General features: G+C 36.5%; 25 protein-coding genes and 1 pseudogene. 13 read left to right on the top strand and 13 right to left on the bottom strand.

Translation table 11 applies throughout. From position 1 onward, the window contains the following. The first annotated feature begins 92 nt into the window (after nt 1-92). The 4 genes from DWQ18_07005 to DWQ18_06990 all read left to right on the top strand — a co-directional run bounded on the left by DWQ18_07005 (nt 93) and on the right by DWQ18_06990 (nt 4,372). Nucleotides 93-1,262, top strand: coding sequence for an MRP family ATP-binding protein (locus DWQ18_07005; GenBank protein ID RDJ32927.1), 1,170 nt, complete (start codon nt 93-95; stop codon nt 1,260-1,262). 11 nt (nt 1,263-1,273) lie between these two features. Then, the gene (locus tag DWQ18_07000) at nt 1,274-1,771 is read left to right on the top strand and encodes a DUF359 domain-containing protein (GenBank protein RDJ32926.1); all 498 of its coding nucleotides are present in this window, start codon (nt 1,274-1,276) and stop codon (nt 1,769-1,771) included. 137 nt (nt 1,772-1,908) lie between these two features. Continuing rightward, entirely contained in the window at nt 1,909-2,271 is a 363-nt protein-coding gene (locus DWQ18_06995; protein ID RDJ32925.1) for a hypothetical protein, read from the top strand. Nucleotides 2,272-2,332: 61 nt separating this feature from the next. Continuing rightward, nucleotides 2,333-4,372, top strand: a complete 2,040-nt coding sequence (locus DWQ18_06990) for a sodium-translocating pyrophosphatase (GenBank protein ID RDJ32924.1) — start codon at nt 2,333-2,335, stop codon at nt 4,370-4,372. Here DWQ18_06990 and DWQ18_06985 read toward each other — a convergent pair. Beyond that, nucleotides 4,369-4,554 carry a hypothetical protein gene (locus tag DWQ18_06985; GenBank protein ID RDJ32923.1) on the bottom strand — a complete coding sequence of 62 codons (186 nt, stop codon included), beginning with the start codon at nt 4,552-4,554 and terminating at the stop codon, nt 4,369-4,371. The two genes, DWQ18_06990 and DWQ18_06985, sit on opposite strands and share 4 nt — an antisense overlap. A gap of 116 nt (nt 4,555-4,670) precedes the next feature. Between DWQ18_06985 and DWQ18_06980 the strand changes: the two genes are divergently transcribed. Beyond that, a complete protein-coding gene (locus tag DWQ18_06980) occupies nt 4,671-5,429 on the top strand; it encodes a hypothetical protein (GenBank protein ID RDJ32922.1) in 759 nt (252 codons plus the stop codon). A 24-nt stretch (nt 5,430-5,453) separates the two neighbouring features. Here DWQ18_06980 and DWQ18_06975 read toward each other — a convergent pair whose 3' ends face one another. Continuing rightward, nucleotides 5,454-5,711, bottom strand: a complete 258-nt coding sequence (locus DWQ18_06975; GenBank protein ID RDJ32921.1) for a DUF2024 family protein — start codon at nt 5,709-5,711, stop codon at nt 5,454-5,456. 50 nt (nt 5,712-5,761) lie between these two features. Between DWQ18_06975 and DWQ18_06970 the strand changes: the two genes are divergently transcribed. Beyond that, nucleotides 5,762-6,151 (top strand): hypothetical protein, encoded by a 390-nt coding sequence (locus DWQ18_06970; protein ID RDJ32920.1) that lies wholly within the window; start codon nt 5,762-5,764, stop codon nt 6,149-6,151. Here DWQ18_06970 and DWQ18_06965 read toward each other — a convergent pair. Then, nucleotides 6,139-6,534, bottom strand: a complete 396-nt coding sequence (locus tag DWQ18_06965) for a peptidase (GenBank protein ID RDJ33425.1) — start codon at nt 6,532-6,534, stop codon at nt 6,139-6,141. The genes DWQ18_06970 and DWQ18_06965 overlap by 13 nt on opposite strands. A 14-nt stretch (nt 6,535-6,548) precedes the next feature. Further along, nucleotides 6,549-7,634 (bottom strand): copper-binding protein, encoded by a 1,086-nt coding sequence (locus tag DWQ18_06960; GenBank protein ID RDJ32919.1) that lies wholly within the window; start codon nt 7,632-7,634, stop codon nt 6,549-6,551. Between the two features lie 99 nt (nt 7,635-7,733). Here DWQ18_06960 and DWQ18_06955 point away from each other — a divergent pair, with 99 nt between their 5' ends. Then, entirely contained in the window at nt 7,734-8,606 is an 873-nt protein-coding gene (locus tag DWQ18_06955) for a protoheme IX farnesyltransferase (protein RDJ33424.1), read from the top strand. Here DWQ18_06955 and DWQ18_06950 read toward each other — a convergent pair. The 6 genes from DWQ18_06950 to DWQ18_06925 form a co-directional block, all read right to left on the bottom strand. After that, nucleotides 8,603-8,902 carry a hypothetical protein gene (locus DWQ18_06950; protein RDJ32918.1) on the bottom strand — a complete coding sequence of 100 codons (300 nt, stop codon included), beginning with the start codon at nt 8,900-8,902 and terminating at the stop codon, nt 8,603-8,605. The genes DWQ18_06955 and DWQ18_06950 overlap by 4 nt on opposite strands. A 1-nt stretch (nt 8,903) precedes the next feature. Then, nucleotides 8,904-11,075 (bottom strand): AAA family ATPase, encoded by a 2,172-nt coding sequence (locus DWQ18_06945; protein RDJ32917.1) that lies wholly within the window; start codon nt 11,073-11,075, stop codon nt 8,904-8,906. Nucleotides 11,076-11,082: 7 nt separating this feature from the next. After that, nucleotides 11,083-11,364, bottom strand: a complete 282-nt coding sequence (locus tag DWQ18_06940) for an elongation factor 1-beta (protein RDJ32916.1) — start codon at nt 11,362-11,364, stop codon at nt 11,083-11,085. 2 nt (nt 11,365-11,366) lie between these two features. Next, nucleotides 11,367-11,546 carry an RNA-binding protein gene (locus tag DWQ18_06935; GenBank protein RDJ32915.1) on the bottom strand — a complete coding sequence of 60 codons (180 nt, stop codon included), beginning with the start codon at nt 11,544-11,546 and terminating at the stop codon, nt 11,367-11,369. A gap of 48 nt (nt 11,547-11,594) precedes the next feature. After that, nucleotides 11,595-12,734 (bottom strand): NAD(P)/FAD-dependent oxidoreductase, encoded by a 1,140-nt coding sequence (locus DWQ18_06930; protein RDJ32914.1) that lies wholly within the window; start codon nt 12,732-12,734, stop codon nt 11,595-11,597. An 83-nt stretch (nt 12,735-12,817) separates the two neighbouring features. Further along, nucleotides 12,818-13,225 carry a hypothetical protein gene (locus DWQ18_06925; GenBank protein RDJ33423.1) on the bottom strand — a complete coding sequence of 136 codons (408 nt, stop codon included), beginning with the start codon at nt 13,223-13,225 and terminating at the stop codon, nt 12,818-12,820. 139 nt (nt 13,226-13,364) lie between these two features. Here DWQ18_06925 and DWQ18_06920 point away from each other — a divergent pair, with 139 nt between their 5' ends. The 4 genes from DWQ18_06920 (at nt 13,365) to DWQ18_06905 (ending at nt 17,082) form a co-directional block, all read left to right on the top strand. Beyond that, entirely contained in the window at nt 13,365-13,718 is a 354-nt protein-coding gene (locus DWQ18_06920; protein RDJ32913.1) for a peptidyl-tRNA hydrolase, read from the top strand. A gap of 52 nt (nt 13,719-13,770) precedes the next feature. After that, nucleotides 13,771-15,369 carry a lyase gene (locus DWQ18_06915; GenBank protein RDJ32912.1) on the top strand — a complete coding sequence of 533 codons (1,599 nt, stop codon included), beginning with the start codon at nt 13,771-13,773 and terminating at the stop codon, nt 15,367-15,369. 44 nt (nt 15,370-15,413) lie between these two features. After that, nucleotides 15,414-16,610, top strand: coding sequence for a tRNA pseudouridine(13) synthase TruD (locus DWQ18_06910; protein RDJ32911.1), 1,197 nt, complete (start codon nt 15,414-15,416; stop codon nt 16,608-16,610). Nucleotides 16,611-16,851: 241 nt separating this feature from the next. Continuing rightward, complete coding sequence (locus DWQ18_06905) at nt 16,852-17,082, top strand: Lrp/AsnC family transcriptional regulator (protein ID RDJ32910.1); 231 nt, start codon at nt 16,852-16,854, stop codon at nt 17,080-17,082. On the opposite strand, the gene DWQ18_06900 is transcribed toward DWQ18_06905, so the two are convergent. Beyond that, nucleotides 17,066-17,275 carry a hypothetical protein gene (locus tag DWQ18_06900; protein RDJ32909.1) on the bottom strand — a complete coding sequence of 70 codons (210 nt, stop codon included), beginning with the start codon at nt 17,273-17,275 and terminating at the stop codon, nt 17,066-17,068. The genes DWQ18_06905 and DWQ18_06900 overlap by 17 nt on opposite strands. A gap of 101 nt (nt 17,276-17,376) precedes the next feature. Between DWQ18_06900 and DWQ18_06895 the strand changes: the two genes are divergently transcribed. After that, entirely contained in the window at nt 17,377-18,066 is a 690-nt protein-coding gene (locus tag DWQ18_06895; GenBank protein ID RDJ32908.1) for a hypothetical protein, read from the top strand. On the opposite strand, the gene DWQ18_06890 is transcribed toward DWQ18_06895, so the two are convergent. Continuing rightward, entirely contained in the window at nt 18,063-18,317 is a 255-nt protein-coding gene (locus DWQ18_06890; protein RDJ33422.1) for a hypothetical protein, read from the bottom strand. The two genes, DWQ18_06895 and DWQ18_06890, sit on opposite strands and share 4 nt — an antisense overlap. A 91-nt stretch (nt 18,318-18,408) precedes the next feature. Here DWQ18_06890 and DWQ18_06885 point away from each other — a divergent pair. Next, nucleotides 18,409-18,870: pseudogene (locus tag DWQ18_06885) on the top strand (hypothetical protein). Here DWQ18_06885 and DWQ18_06880 read toward each other — a convergent pair. Further along, on the bottom strand, nt 18,865-19,098 hold the full coding sequence (locus DWQ18_06880) for a hypothetical protein (GenBank protein ID RDJ32907.1): 234 nt from the start codon (nt 19,096-19,098) through the stop codon (nt 18,865-18,867). The pseudogene DWQ18_06885 and the gene DWQ18_06880 overlap by 6 nt on opposite strands. Nucleotides 19,099-19,271: the final 173 nt, after the last annotated feature.

Genomic DNA, 19,271 nt, shown 5'->3' with positions numbered 1-19,271 from the left:
ATTTACAGGTATTTTTACGATTGTTCAATTATTCTTAATTTGAGATGATTTCCCAACCTATCTTTAAATAAAGTAAACGGAGCTTTTCACCCATGGTTGGAGTAGATCAAGTTCTCGAAAAACTTAGTACTGTTATTGATCCAGATTTGAAAAAAGACATTGTATCAATGGGGATGATAAAAGATTTGGAACTCAACCAAGGAAATCTCAAATTTACATTAGAGCTTACTACTCCTGCATGTCCGTTTAATGCAGAGATTGAAGAAGATGTTAGAAAGGCCATTGGTGAAATTGATGGTGTAAAAAACTTTGATCTAAATGTAACTGCAAAAGTCATGGAAGGTCGTTCACTTGATGCTGATACAGGGATGGCCACTGTTAAGAACATCATTGGTGTAGCAAGTGGTAAAGGTGGAGTTGGCAAGTCAACAGTTTCATTAAACTTAGCTTTAGCATTATCTCAAACAGGAGCAAAAGTAGGATTACTTGATGCAGATATCTATGGACCTAGCATTCCATTAATGCTTGGGATGAAGGATGCATTTATGGAAGTTGATAATAACAAATTACAACCAGCAGAAACAAATGGGATGAAAGTCGTGTCATTTGGATTTTTTGCAGAACAATCTCACCAAGCTGCCATATACCGAGGACCAATTATTTCTGGAATCTTAAAACAATTTTTAGTAGATACTAACTGGAGTGACCTTGATTATCTAATCGTTGACTTGCCACCTGGAACCGGAGATATTCCTTTAACTTTAGCTCAAACAATTCCAATCACTGGAATACTTGTTGTAACAACTCCACAAGATGTGGCAAGTAATGTTGCAGTAAAAGCAATTGGAATGTTTGAAAAGCTGAATGTACCAATTATTGGAGTTGTAGAAAATATGAGTAGCTTTGTATGTTCAAAATGTGATGAAAAACATTACATCTTTGGTGAAGGTGGTGCCAAAAAGATCAGTGAACAATTCAAGATTCCATTTATTGGCGAAATTCCATTAAACTCTGGAATAATGTCTGGCTCTGATCTTGGCAAACCAATAATGCTAACTGATCCAAATTCACCAAGTGCAGAAGCTTTCAGAAACTCTGCAAAGAACATTGCAGCTCAATGTAGTATATTGGCTGCTAAATTACAAGAAGAGATGGCTTCTGAAACTGCACAAGAAAAACCTGTTGAGGAAAACATACCAAAAACTGATGCAGGTCAATCATTAGGTTCTGGAACGGCAGCAAGTACAAATCCTTCAAACTAATTGATAATGTCGTGAAACTTCCAGAAAATCTTCGTGAAAAATTAAAGATTCCTTTAGGAGCACTTATCCCTAATGCAAAAACAAACAAAGAAGAAATTTTGAAACTTTTACCCAAAGATGCGTTTGTTATTACTGTTGGGGATGCTACAACAGAAAAAATGATCAAATATGGAATAATTCCATCCTTACAAATTGTTGATGGACAAGAAAAACGCGTTCGGCGAAGTCCTCCAACCGAAACTTCTGTTACGACTCACCTGACCTGTAATAATCCAGCAGCTGAAATATCTTCTGAAAGCCTTGAAACAATTAAGAAGGCATTTAGCTCAAAACCACCCGTTCGAATCACAGTCCATGGCGAAGAGGATTTACTTGTTCTTCCTGTATGCATCAATGCACCTGAGAATTCTGTAGTAATGTATGGTCAACCCAATGAAGGGCTAGTATTTGTAATAATTACTGCAGAAATAAAACATAAAGTAAAATCCCTACTTGATCTAATGAATTAGGGGTATGATGAGACGGTGGCTGTATGATACATGATTACACTACTAAAACTCTGACCCTCTTCATATTGACAAAATGAACAAAACTCAAAGCAACAATTGACACTTTAGAATAAACCCGCAATCCAAAATAAAGGAACATGAAGCTAGAACCCGAACTCCGCTTACAAATTTTAGAAAAAATTGGAATATATGCAAATAGGTTTTCTATTCCAGAACCGAAAGTTCTTCTTACCACAAAAGAGGTTCTGGAAATGCCAAAAGAAATGACTGAAGGACGACGTACATCTGCATACAAATACTATGGTGTGTCGTACCTTCAACACAACATGATATTCATTAATGTTAGAAAGATACCTGACGAGAGAAATCTTGAAAACACTATAGTCCATGAGTTGATCCATATGCGATTTCCATATTTGGCACATGGGAAAAGATTCAACAAGTTAGTCAGGCAAGGAATTCGTGGTAAAACTTTTGCACCATATCGTAAAAGAAAATGAAATTTTTCTAATTTTTTATCAATGATTTATATTTCGCCCGAATAGGCATGCAGGTATTAAAATGGAGGTACAGGAACTTCTGCCAATTGGGGCAGGTATAGCTTCTTTTGTTGTAGCTGCCGGCCTTGTGGCATGGATTACAAAACAACCCACAGGTACAAAAGAGATGATGGATATCTCAAACGCTGTCAAAGTTGGGGCTGCTGCATTTCTCAAAAGAGAAATGAAGATTATCATTCCAGTTGCAATCGCACTTTCAGTAATCATAGGCGGATTTTTGCAACCTTCAAACGGAATTGCCTTTGCAGTAGGTGCCACTTTATCTGCAGTAGCAGGATTAATTTCATTAAAAATTACAGTAAAGGCTGCAGTACGAGCAGCACATCTTAGCAACAGTGGACTGGGTAAAACATTTGCAATGGCCTTTAGAGGTGGTGCTACAGTAGGATTGGCAGTTCCGGCAATGGCTTTATTGGCAATAACTGGACTTTATCTGATTTATCCCGATCCAATTACAATCGCTGGTGTTGGAATAGGTGCAAGCCTTATTGCATTATTCATTAGAATTGGTGGTGGAATATTCACCAAGGCAGCAGATATGGGTGCTGACTTGGTTGGAAAAGTTGAAGCAAACATTCCTGAAGATGATCCTAGAAACCCTGCAACGATTGCAGATAATGTAGGAGATAATGTTGGAGATGCAGCTGGAATGGGTTCTGATGTTTACGAATCTTATATTGTAACTATACTTGCAGCATTACTTATTGCAGCACTAATTGGCGCACCTGAACTCTTCCTTTATCCAATCCTTATTGGAGCATCAGGAATGATTGCATCAATTATTGGAGTAGTGATAGTTGGCTCTAAGAATGTCACTGATGTAATGAAGCCTTTGAATCGTTCATTTTATGTCTCTGCAGCTATTGCAATTGGTCTAAACTTTGTATTTACGACTCAATTTATTGGTGAATCCACTGCAGCATACGCATTATTTGGCACTACGGTAATTGGTGTAATTCTCGTCCCTGTGATTCAAAAGATTACAGACAAGTATACAAATTACAAATTCGGACCAGTTAAAGAAATTGCAGACTCTGCAAAATGGGGTTATGCATCATTAACATTAATGGGAATTATCAAAGGACTACAATCAACAGGTCCTTTCATGATTGCACTAGTAGTTGCAATTGTTCTTTCATATAGCATTTCATCTGCCGCTGCTCCAGAAGGTGCAGACCCAGTACTCTATGGAATCTTTGGAACTTCATTAACTGCAATGGCAATGCTAAGTCTTGCTGGAATTGTTCTGAGCATTGATGCATTTGGACCAATTGCAGATAATGCTGGAGGAATTGTAGAGATGACTGGAATGGGTGAAGAAAATCGTAAGGTAACTGATGAAATTGATGCAGTAGGAAATACTACCAAAGCCGTTACCAAAGGATTCGCTATAGCAAGTGCAGCATTGGCAGCTCTTGCAATGATGCAAGCATTCCAATTTGAGGCTTCTCATATCTTTGAAGGAGTTTTAGAATTAGATTACAGCTTGACAAATCCTGCAGTAATTGTAGGTTTACTAGTAGGTGGATTAATCCCATTTATCATCACTGGTCAGCTAATCAACGGTGTATCTAGAGCCGCATCTAAGATGGTAGATGAAGTAAGAAGACAATTCAAGGCAGACCCTGAAATTCTCACTGGAAAATCTACTCCGGATTACGCAAAATGTGTAGACATTGCAACAGTAGCATCAATCAAAGAATTATGGAAATCCGCTGTTATAGCTATTATTGCTCCAATTATCTTGGGCGTATTACTTGGTCCAACTGCAGTAGCAGGATTGCTAATGGGTGCCGTTGTTACTGGAATTTTCTTGGCATATCATTTGGCAAACACTGGTGGTGCATGGGATAATGCAAAGAAGTTAGTTGAAATGCAAGGAAACAAAGGAAGCGAAGAACACAAAGTCGCAGTAGTCGGTGATATCATTGGCGACCCATACAAAGACACAGCAGGACCTGCACTAAACACTGTAATCAAACTATTAAACACAATTGCAATAGTCTTTGTATCTGCATTTGTTGCAATAATTGCACTCTAACCCTCATTAATTACCAAAGTCATATCCAACTCGTCTATTTGAGCTAGTACTGCTTTTTTGAGTGCCGCATTATGCTTGTCGCAGAACTTGAAGTAATCATCTTCTGTAAGAAAGCAGCCACAAATCCATTTGGTCTTTTTACTTCCTTCTACAGTTAGCTTGACGTACTGAGGTTTTTCCATGTTCTGATTTACATTGTAGAGTAAAAAAGATTTCAGAATCCATTAATTTTCTAGAATGAATTAATCTCCAAGTTTATTAGGATGGGCAATAACCCTCTCATTACAAGATCCACTCTATGCTAAACCTTTTCAAAAATAAACGAAATTCATTCATTGTAAGTTATATCATACTGTCACTAATTCTTGCTCCTCTAACTGCAAACAATGTCTCTGCACAAACTACTGATAAGGAGATAGAAAATGCCATAAAAAAATACGAAAAGACTGTAAAGGACGCCAAGGCAGCTTATGACAAGGTAAGAATTGACAAAAATGCTACCGATCAACAAAAGAAAGATGCAAAGACAGTATACTCAAAGGCACTAAGTGCTGCCGAGGCAGAACTCAAAAAAGTTACTGAAGGCACTAGCAAGTCTTCAACAAACTCCCAATCCTCAGGAACAAATACCAATTCACAATCATCATCTAACACATCAAATATCAAGGATCCAATAGAAAAGGCATTAGCTGATGCAAAAGCAGCATACGACAAATCACTTGCTGATGCAAAAGCAGCATACGACAAATCACTTGCTGATGCAAAAGCAGCATATGAAAAAGCAATAGCAGAGATAAAAAATACGTCAGGAAAGACAACTAGTTCAACTACATCAGGTTCTGGCACTACGACAACTGCAATAACTGATGAGATAATCAAGGCCAAAGATCCTGTTACTGCTTACAATACTATTGTGGCAAAAGCAAAAGCAGCATATGAAAAGATTCGTGGAAGTGATTCATCTACTACGAAACAACGAGATGATGCAAAAGCAGCATACGATAAAATTGTGACCGAAGCAAAAGTAGCACTCAAAAAAGCACGCGAATCTAAATAATTCTAAAAATTAGAAAAAAGGAGTTTATGGACAGCCTTCCATCTTTTGGATGAAATAACCGTTCTTCTCTATTGCTTGTGCTACTGGTTCAGGTGCACCCTGTGAATGACAGAATTGGCATTCTTCAGTAGTAACAGTAGAGCCTGCTTCTCCTACAGTTGCAAGCCATTCTTTTGCATACTTGATTGCCTTGTCATGATCTTTTTCTTTTGTGATCACATCAAAGTGCATTGTATGTCCGTCTTTGGCTTTTACGTAGGTATCGTATACGTGAATCTCCATACAATACATTGCAAGTAAGGGATATTTAATTCAAGAAAGAGTAATCATTCGTGAAATACAATATTCTAGTGACGATTCCACACCTTGAGAATATTTCATTAGAATTAGATGATTCTACTTCTCCAAATACTGTCAAGCAATTTATTGAAAAACTTCCTTTCACATTATCTCTAAACATTTGGGGTGAGGAAATTTACACAGATGAGTCCCCTGTATCTGAATCTGAAGAAAATTCAAAATCTCCAGTTAAACTCAATGATGTGACATACTGGCCCCAAGGAAAGGCAATTTGCTTATTTTATGGTCCTACCCCAATTGGTAAAAAGGGGGAGATAACTCCATACTCGCCAGTAAATGTTATTGGGAGAATCATCAAACCTGACAAAAAAATTCTCTCAAAGATTAAGGATGGACAAAAAGCAACTTTTCAACTAGTCTGAATAGTGACTTCTTTAACTGATTCATTTAGGGTGTATGCCTTAAACTCCTTTGAAACTCCTGAATAAATTACCCAGACTACAGGATTACTCTCCATGAATCTCTTATCTGTATTTGATGGAACTGCCATTGAATCTGGATGGGAATGAAAGATTCCGACAATCTCCAAGTGTTTTTCTTCTGCTGTTTTGTATGCCTTGATTAACTCTTCATTTGATATTGTAAAGTTGATTGGTGACTCTTCTATGTTTTTTGTAAAGTAAATCTCTGTTACTATTGCTTTACTGTCATCGTTTTTTCCATACAGTATGGCGCACGACTCGTTTGGTTTTTCTTTTTCTGCATGTTCTAAAAGTTGTCTTTTTTGATTTTCATTAAATGAAATAGTATTTTGCAAAACTATTCAACAATTACAGTGCCTTCCATCCATGGATGCACTATGCAAAAGTAATCAAATGTTCCAGCTTCGTTAAATGTTTGTGAATATGATGCTCCTGCACCTATAATATCAGAATCAAAGCCTCCATTCTTGTCTGTTGAGGTATGTATTGCAACATCATTGTTTATCCATTCTACTGTAGTACCAATACTTACTGTAATCACATCTGGGTCATAGTATACTTGACCTACCTGCTGCACTCCTGCACCTTCTGGGATCAAGACCGTTTCAGTGATTGCTTCCTTTGGTTCTTCGATGATTAAAGTTGCAATCATCCATGGATGCACTATGCAAAAGTATTCGTATTCACCAACTGCCAAGTCTGTTGTATCTAGTCCAAACTTTTCGCCTGGTCCAACTAGTGATGAGTCAAATGTTTCACCAAAGTCCAACGAGCTTGTAGCAGTATGTGCCACAGAGTCTTCATTTACCCATTCTACAACATAACCTTGGGGTACATTTGCTACATCTGGATCATAGTCTGGTGCTCCTTGAACGGATGACCCTTCTAACATCTTGATTGTAAATACTGGTGTTCCTGCTGGAATTGCTTCTGGTTCTTCAGCAACTTCTTCAGGAACTTCAACTGGTAACAGATATGGTTGAGGACCTACTAATCCAAATGCTACAAACATTATGATTCCAGTACCTGCTGCTAGTGCAAAGATTGCTCCAACAGGTTTGGCATACTTTGGCATCTTCATTACTACATATGCCATTACAATTGCCGGAGTTGCAATAATCATCATAACTCCTGCAAAAATTCCCATAGTACTAATCGAATTTAACGTAAATCCATACATTGCAAATGATAACACAATTGACATTATGACCAAAGTCGTTGCTTTGGCCCTGTTGCTTGTGGAAATTCCTCCATTGAGAATTCCAGCTGATAATATGATTAATCCTATGAATAAAGTTAGGCCAGTAAGTGCATGCATGCCGTCAATGAAGGTGTGAGCAATTCCAGAGTACGAAATAGTTACGCCTGCTACTCCAATTGCAGTTAGCCCCATTCCTGGCATCATGAGGTCCCAATCACTCATTTGTGCTAGCTCAATTCCGCCAGATACTTAATCCTTTTGAAATTTCATGGATCTGCAAGGTCGAATAAATTAAATCCAGTAGTAAGTCAAGCAGAATGCTTGGGATTTAGCGAAATATTGGAGATATCCAAACCTCGAATTGTTGTTCTTCTAGTGATCACTGCAGTCACATCAATGTATGCTGGCAGCAAATTTGTTGGCCCTGAACTAGACATGTGGGGTCTTTTACACATCATTATTGCTGGTGCTCTTGCTTCTGCTGGTTCAAGTGCACTAAATCATTACTATGATAGAGACATTGATCCAAAAATGAAGAGAACAAGTACTCGTCCAATCCCATCTGGTAATCTTGCTCCAAATCATGCATTAATCTATGGACTAGCTGTTAGCTGTGCATCCGTAATCTATGCTTACTTTACTCTAAATGTAATGTCTACTTTCTTTATTGCCCTTGGCATCTTCTTTTATGTTATAATTTACACCGTCTGGCTCAAACGTCTTAATACATCAAATATTGTGATTGGAGGTTTTGCAGGTAGTGCTGCATCGATGGCTGGATGGGCAGCTGCAACAGGCTCCATGGATTTACTTGGATTCCTAATTGGATTTTTGGTCTTTGTCTGGACTCCTTCTCACTTTTGGTGTCTTGCAATGAAGATTAAGGATGATTATGAAGAAGCTGGAGTACCAATGCTACCAGTTGTAATTGGAATGCAAAAGACATCCAAGTACATACTTGGCAATACTCTGATCTTACTACCTTATTCGTTAATGCTTTATGCATTTGGTTTGGGTCTGGTGTACACTGTGATTGCTGCAGTTTCTGGAGGACTGATGCTTGCATATCATTACAAACTTACAAAGAATCCAACATCTGACTTTGCATGGAAAGCATACAAAGTTACTGCTCCATACTTGACAATAATATTTTTAGCAGTTGCATTAGATGCTGCGTTTCACTTTAGAATCTAATCTGATTCTGCACCTGGAAAGCTTGCTTCATAATCTCTTTCCATCATTTCTTTATTGGCCTCATCAATTACGTCTTGTTCAGTTTGCTGAATGACCACTTCGATTCTTCTTGTGTCTTTTGCAAGCCATGAAACCTTGATCAATCCAAGTATCTCTAAATCTAAAAGTAATTTGTTAAACCTATCTTCGGCAATCACAATTCCTTCTTTTACAAGTGCTTTTGATAATTCAGAATCTGTTAATGATTCTTCATCCTTTATCATCTCATATACTGTATTTTTTAGAGGAATTGCCATTTTAACCGTAAAACGTCTTGTCTATTGATTTGGGAACAACGTTTGATATACTTTCCCTTACTGAGGTATACCATTGATCAACCTCGCTAGTGATTGATGGTCTGATCTTCTTAAGAGCAGCAGCAAAATCACTACTTGAAATCTTTGGAGAGTTGTTCTGCATGGCAGTAACTGCTGCTTCCCTACATAATGAGGCTAAATCTGCACCAGTATAATTTTGAGTTGTTACTGCAATTTCTTGAAGCTTGATATCACTTGCAAGTGGCATCTTTTTGGTCAAAATTTTGATAATCTCTAGTCTTCCTTTTTCATCTGGTGGTGGAACATAAAGAACTAAATCTAATCTTCCTGTTCTGAGTAATGAATTATCAAGCAAGTCTGGCCTGTTGCTTATTCCAACAACTACTACTCTTGATGATACTCCTTCTTCTAACTCTGTTAACAGTTGACTGAGAATTGTTTCTCCAACTCCCCCTTCATCATTTGATTTGAATCTGGCAAGTGAATCAAGTTCATCAAAGATAACAACACATGGGGATGATGCTTTTGCTTTTCTGAAGATCTCCCTTACAGCTTTTTCTGATTCTCCAACCCACTTTGATAAAATTTCAGGACCTCTTACTAGAATCATGTTAGCGCCGCTTTCAGTAGCTAAGGCTCTTGCAAGAAGTGTCTTTCCACAACCTGGAGGCCCGTAGATTAAAGCTCCTTTGGGAGGTTTTATTCCCATTGAGCTAAACTTTGTTGGATCTTGCATTGCAATGATAAGATTATCTTGTAAGGCACTTTTGACATCATCAAGACCTCCTACATCTTCCCACCAAACTTTGGAGCGTTCAACGTAAAACTCCCTCATCGCAGTTGGGACGACTTCATGCATTGCATCGTAAAAATCAATTAATTTTATCTGCATTGACTGCAAAACTTCTGATGGTATCTTCTCTGTCTCCAAGTCAATCTCTGGAAGATATCTTCTAATTGATTTCATTGCAGCCTCTCTGCAGAGAGATTTGATATCTGCACCTGTATACCCGTGAAGCTCTGCTGCTAAATCTTTTAGATCAACGCCATCTGCTAGGGGCATACCTCTAGTATGAATCTGCAAAATTTCCAATCTTCCATCTTCATTTGGGACTGAGACCTCAACTTCTCTGTCAAATCTACCTGGTCTTCTTAGCGCTGGGTCTACACTATCTGGTCTGTTTGTTGCTCCCAAGACAATTACGTTTCCTCTATCGTTTAATCCATCCATTAATGCTAACAATTGTGCAACGACTCTCTTTTCAACATCCCCATATGCTTCCTCACGTTTTGGAGCAATTGCATCAATTTCATCAATGAATATTATGCTTGGAGAATTATCTTTGGCTTCTTTGAAAATGTCTCTTAACCGTGCTTCAGTTTCACCATAATACTTGTTCATTATTTCAGGACCATTAATAGAATACATGTTTGCTTCTGATTCACTTGCCAAAACTTTTGCAATCAATGTCTTTCCACAGCCTGGTGGTCCATAAAGCAAAATTCCACTATGTGGTTCTACTCCTAATCTACTGAATAATTCTGGATGACGCAATGGTAGCTCTACAATCTCTCTCATTGCCTTTACTTCTCCACGTAATCCTCCGACCTCTTCATATGTCACACGTGGTTTTCTATCTACAGTTGCTTCAGTTGAAATTGTAAGTGTAGTTGAACGGTCTATCTTTACTACACTCTTAGGAGATATCTTGTTTATTTTAAAATCCATAGAGTTTCCAAGTATCATTACTGAAATCTCATCGCCTTGCGATAATGGTAATCCCTTTAGTCTGTTCTTGACAAAGTCTGTGAATTCTTTATCAACTGTAACAACATCTGTCACTGGCATCAAAGAGACTGTCTTTGCTACTTTAGTTGCAACTTTTTTTATCTTAATTATGTCATTAATTGACGCGCCAATATTTTTTCTTGTTTGACCGTCAATACGAATTATCTCGGGATCTTTTTCATCTTCATCAGCTGGCCAAACAACTGCACAGCTTGAACGTGAACCCATTATCTCAATTACATCTCCTGGTGTGACTTTGAGAAAATCCATCGCATCTGGACCGATTCTTGCACGCTTTTTTCCGATATCTCGCTGTTTTGCTTCGCCAATTCTCATTTGAAGGGGCTCGTCTTTGCGTGCCAAGGTACACCTATTTCATATCTACTGACATTCTGCTCATGTTCAAAACTTCAAACTCACTTACGCCTTTGACTCCTCTGACTGCATTTTCTAGTGAATCCATTTGTCCTTCTTTATCATCTAAAATGAATTCTGCCTTGATGAACTCTAGACCGAAAGCTAGTGGTTCTTTTGCATGACGTTTTAATTGAATTCCATCTTTTAGAGATGTCTTGATCTTTTGAGCAAGATCATCTAAATCAACATCAGTCCCAGTTGGTAGAATTTTTACAACTAGCAGTAACTGTGCCATGTCTAAGGCCCCTTAAAATTACATGATGTGCATGTATAATTTCGTGCAGACTCCCTACAACTTTGGCATCGCCAAATTAGGACGGAACCGCAACTTGGGCAGTTAAATTTTACACATTTATCATTAGGCATGATGTGTCTATGACAACAACTACACACTGGTAATGAAATTGTAGATGACATATTTTGCGGTGTTTACCGACCGCATTTATACCTTCCTTGGAAATTATACTAATTTGATGCTAGCAGTTTTTTTATTTCGTTTCCAAACAATGCCTGGGCAGTCTTTAATGATCCTTTTAATCCTAATAACTTTACAATTGATGAAGTGTGAAAATCAAAATCATCTTTTTCAGAAATATCTTTTATCATATCTTCTGTTATCGAATCTGATAATTTGTTGATTGTATCATTTTCTAATCTCTCAAGTATGTTTCTTGCAAATGATTGTTTTTCAAATTCTTTTCCAAATTTATTTTTCCACTCTTTAGGATATTTTTCCAATTCAGCAGTATCATTAGTTTCTAAAAGTTTTGATATCGCCCTACCTGCCATAATTCCACCCATACCGCATGAAAAAATTCCACCTGCTGTAGTAGGCTTTGATTGTCCGGCCGCATCACCAATTGTCACTATGTTTTGATTGATAAATTTCTCAATTGGTCCCTTAATCCAAATTGGTGCAAAGATCTTTCTAATTACTGAATACTTTCCTTTTGATGATAAAAACTCTTCAAGAACCATTGCTGCATTGATTCCCTTTCCTGCGACTCCAACCTTTCCAGTTCCATTAGATGATGGAATTATCCAAGCAAAGAATCCTGGATATTTCTCATTATCAAAATACACCTCTACTGTGGATTTGTCTATCCAATCTGCATAAACTTCGTATTGTGCCGAAGATAAAATTCCTGTTCTATCTTTTTGTATTAAAGAAGACACTCCACGTGCATCAACGATTATTTTGCATTCCTCAAATCCATCACTTGTTCTAACTCCCTCCTTTGAAAATTCTTTTACACTTGTTCTAACCCTGATGTCAGCACCATTTTTTTGTGCTTGTAATGCTATCTGTTTATCTAATTCTCTTCGGTTAATTTCAGCAACTCTTTGTTTTTTTGAATTGATTGTTATTGTTTTATTATTTGGAAAATGAATCTTTGCTGTATCAATTAAGTGATCAAATGTCTTTCTATGTGGAATAATTCCAAGGTCGTCTAATGCAGTCATGCTAACTAATCCCCCACAATGTTCAGGGGTTCCAATTTCATAATCTTCTTCTAAAACTAACACTGAATGTCCGTTTAATGCAATTTCTCTTGCACAAAGTAAACCTGCTATGCTTCCGCCTGCAATTATTACATCATACATATCTGATATCTTTTGAGCAATTATTTAATTCTAAAAGAAATTTTTATGGATTTTATTCAAATCCATTCAATTTTGGAATTTAATTATACCTGATATGGGTTTGCATGAACTACTTTGAAGATCTTTACAATGTAATTGCCTTCAAAGATATCAATAGCGTTTCCACCATCATCTACATTTCTGACTCTGAATTTGTATTCATAGGAACCATCTCCCTTTACATCAACTTGTGCAACGTGTACAGGATCTTCTCCTTTGAAGAACTGTATGATCACTGGATATCTTTCAACTGGTTCTGCAATTTTTCCTTTAACAAATCCCCATGGAAGCGTATTTCCTTCTGGTACGCTCATGACTGTAGTTGTCTTTTCCAAGTTAATTTCATCATTTAGTGGAATGATTGTAGTCTGTGTTTGTGAAAACGCATCTGGGATTGTTGAGATCAATCCTATTGCAAACATTCCCACAACTATACTGGTTAGTAACTTCATGGACACAAAGCGAGGATCATGCTTTAAAAAAATTTCTCTTAATTTATTCAAAAAAATATTTAAAATGACATAAAACTCGAAATTTTCAAATGCCCAACTGTTTAATTTAGAGAAGATATCTCCACTGTGTTGAAATAAGATGGGTGAAATAAAACAGGTAATTGTAGTTAGGACTGATCTTGGAATGGGTAAGGGAAAGATTGCTGCCCAAGTTGGGCATGCATGTGTCCTTGGTGCTGAAAATGTTAGAAAATCAAATCCTAATTGGTTTGAAAAATGGTGGCTTGGTCAAGAGAAAGTTGTTGTTAAGGTTGAATCCCTAAAAGACTTGGAAGAAATTAAAAGACATGCAATTGACTTGAATCTACCATGGGCTGAAGTCACTGATGCTGGACATACTCAAATTGCTCCTGGAACAGTTACGTGTATTTCAATTGGGCCTGCACCAGAATCAAACATTGACAAAGTTACGGGAGATTTGAAATTACTTTGATTGGCAAATTTCAGTGGAATAAGATATAACAAGGCATTTTGGAGTTGTTTTTGTGAAAAAACGTACCAAAGGAATTATCATGTTTGCATTTCTGGGCGGTATAATGTTGACATCAGGAATAGTAATTGCAATTCCTAACATTGCTCCAGTTGAAACTGATGAAAATATTACCATTACTGGTACTCCTGCAGATAATTATCCCGATGAACAGAGAGATAGATTCTGTGGTACGGGCAATGCAAAGTCTACGTCATACATTAAAGAGTTTAAGCTTCCAACAGTATGTGCACAACCTCATGCAATAGATACTGATCCTCAAGGTAACATTTGGATTGCAGAATCTAACACGGGAAATTTAGCAAAATTTGAACCCTCAACAGAAACTTTTGTTGAATTTGAAAATCCAATGTGGCCTGAAGGTGCTAACGCTGCAATGTGGGGCTTGGATTATTCTCCTGATGGAACATTTTGGTATACTGATACACGAACTGATTCAATTTGGAAATTCTCTATTGAAGAAGAAAAATTTGACAGAATATCATATCCTTCAGAAACTGAATCATTTCCTCAACAGATTAAAGTTGATGGAAGTAAAATTATAGTAAACGACTTACACGGCGGTAAAATTACCTTTCTTGACCTTGCACAATCATCAGGGCAGCTGACTTACTTTAGTCTTCCATCTCCACTTGAGGGATATCTTGCAGCAGGTTTTGATTTAGATGCAAACAATAACTTGTGGTATACTAATTGGCTTCCTCAACAAGGCGGAATTTTGGTAAAGTTTGATACTGAGAAGTATTTTGATGAGTTTATTACAATTGAAGAAAGTAATGATTTACCACTTGGAAATTTCATAGAATTTTACAACTTTCCACCTGGAATGAACACTCCTAATGGATTGAGTGTTGGACCTGATGGAAACATCTGGATAGCCGATACATCAAGTAGCAATTTTTTCAAGTTTAATCCAGACGATGAATCCTTTACGAGATACGTGACCTCACCACCTCCATTATCTTCATATGGGAATTTCACTGGTGTTGTAAAGACTCCCGTATCTAGACCATATTGGACTGCATTTGCAGATGATGGCAGATTAGTCTTCAACGAACAAACTGCAAACAGAATTGCTTTATTTGATACAAACAATGAACACCTAGTTGAGTATCTAGCACCATCTAAAAATCCTGCATGGGCTGATTGTAGTCCTGTGGATACTACATGTGGACTGGCACAAATGTTCAGCTTTACGACTTCTGGTGAAAAAATTTGGTTTACTCAATGGGCAGAAAATAACATTGGATTCGTAGACACTTCAATTCCATTACCATATGAAGTAGACATTAATGAAAATAACATTACATTGCGTAAAGGTGAGAGTACAGAAATTATCATGACTGTTACTCCTACTGGTTCATCTGATATGTCTGATGTATCATTTGTCTCTTCTACAACAGCAACATTTTCAGATCTTAAAGTAAAGAGTGATGTTGACAAGTTTCAACTAGATGCAGATGCACCACGTCTGATTAAGATATCTATATCCGCAGGTCAATCTGCACTGTCTGGTACACATAAAGTTCTTCTCGGAATAGATGCAAATGATGTCACTGTATCAAAGTACATTACAGTAAAAATTATCCAATAATTTCAAAAAGATGATTAATTTATTTCAAAAAAATTTTTGATTTTATGATTCCAAAAATTGATTCACATATAGGAATTTTTGTTTACAGTACAAATTTTCCTGGCGTTGGTGGAAAAATTAAACAAAAATCAGAAGATTTTCACGTCTATGAAGTAATTTCCAAAAAATCAGAATCACAAATTAAATCTGATTCTGGTTTTGCTGTCTTTAAATTAAAAAAACAGGGAATCGATACAAATCATGCTTTAAACTCCATCCAGCGACAAACTGGTTTACGACTAAAGGCGTTGGGTCTCAAAGATGCAAATGCAGTAACAGAACAGTATGTCATATCATTAAAATCCATGAATGCAGCTAAACCTTTTGAATCATCAAAATTTACACTAACTCCAATCGGATATTCAAAAAAACCACTTTCAAAAAAAGACATGATTGGAAACAAATTCAAAATCAAGATCTCAAATGCAAATTCATCATTAACTGATTTTGATGAATATGATAAGATTTTGAATTTTTATGGATATCAGAGATTTGGTTCTACACGACCTGTAACTCATCTTATAGGCAAAGCAATCATACAAAATGATTGGTCATCTGCAGTTGATTATATTTTGAGTTATGAATCTGAATATGATTCTAAAGAAAACTATGAAATTCGCAATAAACTAAAGGATACAAAAAATTTAGCCAATGTAGAAAATTTGGTTCCTCCGCAGATGGATCTTGAAAGACTAGTTATCTCTGAAATGATAAAACACGATGATCCTCACACCGCAATTCGCGCCCTACCAGTTAATATGAAAAGATTCTATGTTCAAGCATACCAATCATATCTCTTCAATAAGACACTAAGTATGGCTTTTGATAGTGGCGAAGATTTGTTTAGCATAAAGGAAAATGATGTCTGCTATGACTCAAATGGATTACTAGGAAAATTTAACAAGGGTTTAGACCAGAAACTAGCAATTCCTCAGATAGGTTATTCTTATTATAAAAAAACAAGATTTGATTATCATATACAAAAAATTCTAAAAGATGAAGAAGTTACTCCAAAGAATTTTTACATCAAAGAATTACAAGAAGCTAGTAACGAAGGTGGTTTTCGAAATTCATCAATTAGATGTGATGATTATATTGTAAGCGATGATACTATAGAATTTACATTATCTAGAGGTTCATTTGCAACAATAGTACTGCGAGAAATCATAAAACCAAAGGAACCTCTCCTAGATGGTTTTTAACATAAAATTAATATCTTGATCCTAACTTAGACAAAAAAATGCTGGTCCCATGTCCAACATGCAAACGTTCTGCTGACATTCCAATTGATAGTAAAACTGATCGATTAAAACCAGGCGTTAGATGTAAACATTGTTCATCAAAAATCACATAATCTTGTTAACCAATATACTTGTTTATTGATCTTAAAGCAAATAAACTAGAAACGCAATATTTGATTTATGCATTTAGGATTTGAATAAAATGGAAAAAGCATTTATCCTGATTAGTTGCGACGTTGGTTCTGAAAACGAACTTTTTACTAAATTAAATGAGATAGACTGTGTCTCTTCAACCACAATTACTTATGGTGAGTATGATCTTGTTGTCGAAGTTGAAACTGAGACTCCTCAAAAAATGGATGAATTTGTCACAAGTAAAATACGAAAATTCCAAAAGATTAGATCTACAATAACACTTAGAGTGACCGCTTGAACCTAACTACTATGCCCGAAATAATAACTCCAATTCCTACTCCAGCAATAATTATCCCAAGCGTTATCCATTCTGGGTTTGCATACATAAAAGAAGACTCTGGACCAACTTGCCCTTGGCCTTGAAAGTGAAATATTATCCCAAAAATTGAAATTATTATGCCTATGATAATGAGGCTTTTTCCTAAGAACATGACTCTTTTAGATTTTTCTAATAATTAAGGCAAAGAGAATTGATAATTTGAACAAATGATTTTTTGTTTTTTCTTTAATCATCATTTTTGAAGCATCTTGTGTGTATAATTGGGAGTATGATGTAACTGAATCTAGAGGACCAAAATATTTGGGCCTAATTTTGTTTTCATCTGCAGCAGTCCTGGCCTTGGTCTTATATCTGATATTTCATCCACAAATTGCCGAAATTAACAGTGAATCTGCCATTTTACTAAACATCATGTTTGGACCGTCTTTGGCCATAGGTTTTCTGTATGGACGAAAGATCACACAAAGAGCAGTCATCCCTGGAGAAACACGTAGCCCATTCAAAAGAACACTAGTCAAAATACTACTCTTCTTTTTTGTTATTGGCGGATTGTTTAGTGCCGTAAACTTTGCAATTAATGAAGGAAGCGTGATGCCCTTATCTTCCATTTTAGATGTAGGTCTAATCCCCTGGGTGACTGAATATGTAAATACAAACGGTGGAGCTACATTCCTAATAATCTCAAGTATTACCTTGATGGCCTCTGCAACAAAAAAAATTGTTGGCATGGATGGAACGTTGAATAGAATTGTAAGTTTTGTTGGAACCTTTATCTTCTTTTCAATGCTTGCGTTAAGCTTTACTCAGACAAATCCTTCTCATTCTGAAGTTTATCTTTATACATTTTATCAAGCGGGAATTATTGGTGGTGCACTGTATGAAATGAATAGATTAACACGAAATCTCAACTTCTATGAAGATTATTCTAACGGATATCTTTAGGAACCTTCTTCAAAATCTACATAAATTCCAGCAACATCGTTGTTAAGATAATTGTGGAATTTCTCACACTTTGGATCTTTGAAATCAATCACTTTGCATTCCTCAAATAGTAGAGTATTTGCACGTTGAATTTTGTCTGCATATAATACATCTTCGCCAATTGCAATTCCGACTAGTGCAATCACAACTAGTGATGCTGCGACCAAAATCATAGAATATCCAACTTTGGCATGATTGTGCGGCTCTGCCATTCTCAAATTTTGCTCCACTTGGTTGCATTTATTCGTTTCAAGATCGACTACAAAGAAATACAAAAATGAAAGCCATTCTTACTCATATTGTTTGACTATACAAATTCTGCATTATGAATTTCTAGGTCCTATCAAACTTGAAGAATGGGGTCCGCCAATGGAAGAAGTTGTCTATGTCATGTTATCAAGGGAGAAAGATAACTTTACGATCATTTATGTAGATCAATCAGAAAAGACTGAAAAATCTGATTTTTTCTTAAAAAATGACAAATTCAAGTGCTGGCTGACTCATGCAGGCTCAGAACAAAATCTTTACTTGGCGATTCATCCAATGTGGAAATCAGAAAAATCTGAACGTGAGAGAGTAGTGTATAAAGTGGCATCAAAATACAGCCCTGTCTGTAACAAAGATTAAGAATTATTCCAATGTATGTGGTATGTCATGAACTGTCCTTGTTGTGGAACTCTAATGAAGAAAGAAAAGGAACTAGAAAATTCTATTTTAATGAAGTGCTCTGAATGCGGTCTTAGCGATACTGTACTAAAGTCATGAGTTGAGTTTTCTCTGAACTTCAAATAATTGTAATGTCACCAAGTCAATTGCTTTTTTGAGATGCTCAAATTCATTTATTGAATGAATCTGACCTTCAACTAGGGCACGAAGTACCTTTACAACTCCTTTTTGATATTCATCGGTAGATGCAACCTCTAGTGCATTTACTTTGGAAAGTAGAACGTCAAGATCTTTTTTCATCTCCTCAGCAGGAGCATGTTTCTTCATTACTTGCTATTCATAGTCAAAGTATATGAATTAATTTACATTAGTTCCTCATCAATCTGAGATATCTCATCCATGTATTGGTTACATGGGCAATCCGGAATTTGACATGCACCAAGTTTTAGAAGTGATGAGCTCTTCTCTGATGGTCTATGTGCTTCATCAGTATGATGACA

The sequence above is a fragment of the Thermoproteota archaeon genome (assembly GCA_003352285.1).
GTDB lineage: Archaea > Thermoproteota > Nitrososphaeria > Nitrososphaerales > Nitrosopumilaceae > PXYB01.
Note: the sequence above shows the minus strand (reverse complement) of the source record. Positions and strands in the feature narration are given on the sequence as shown.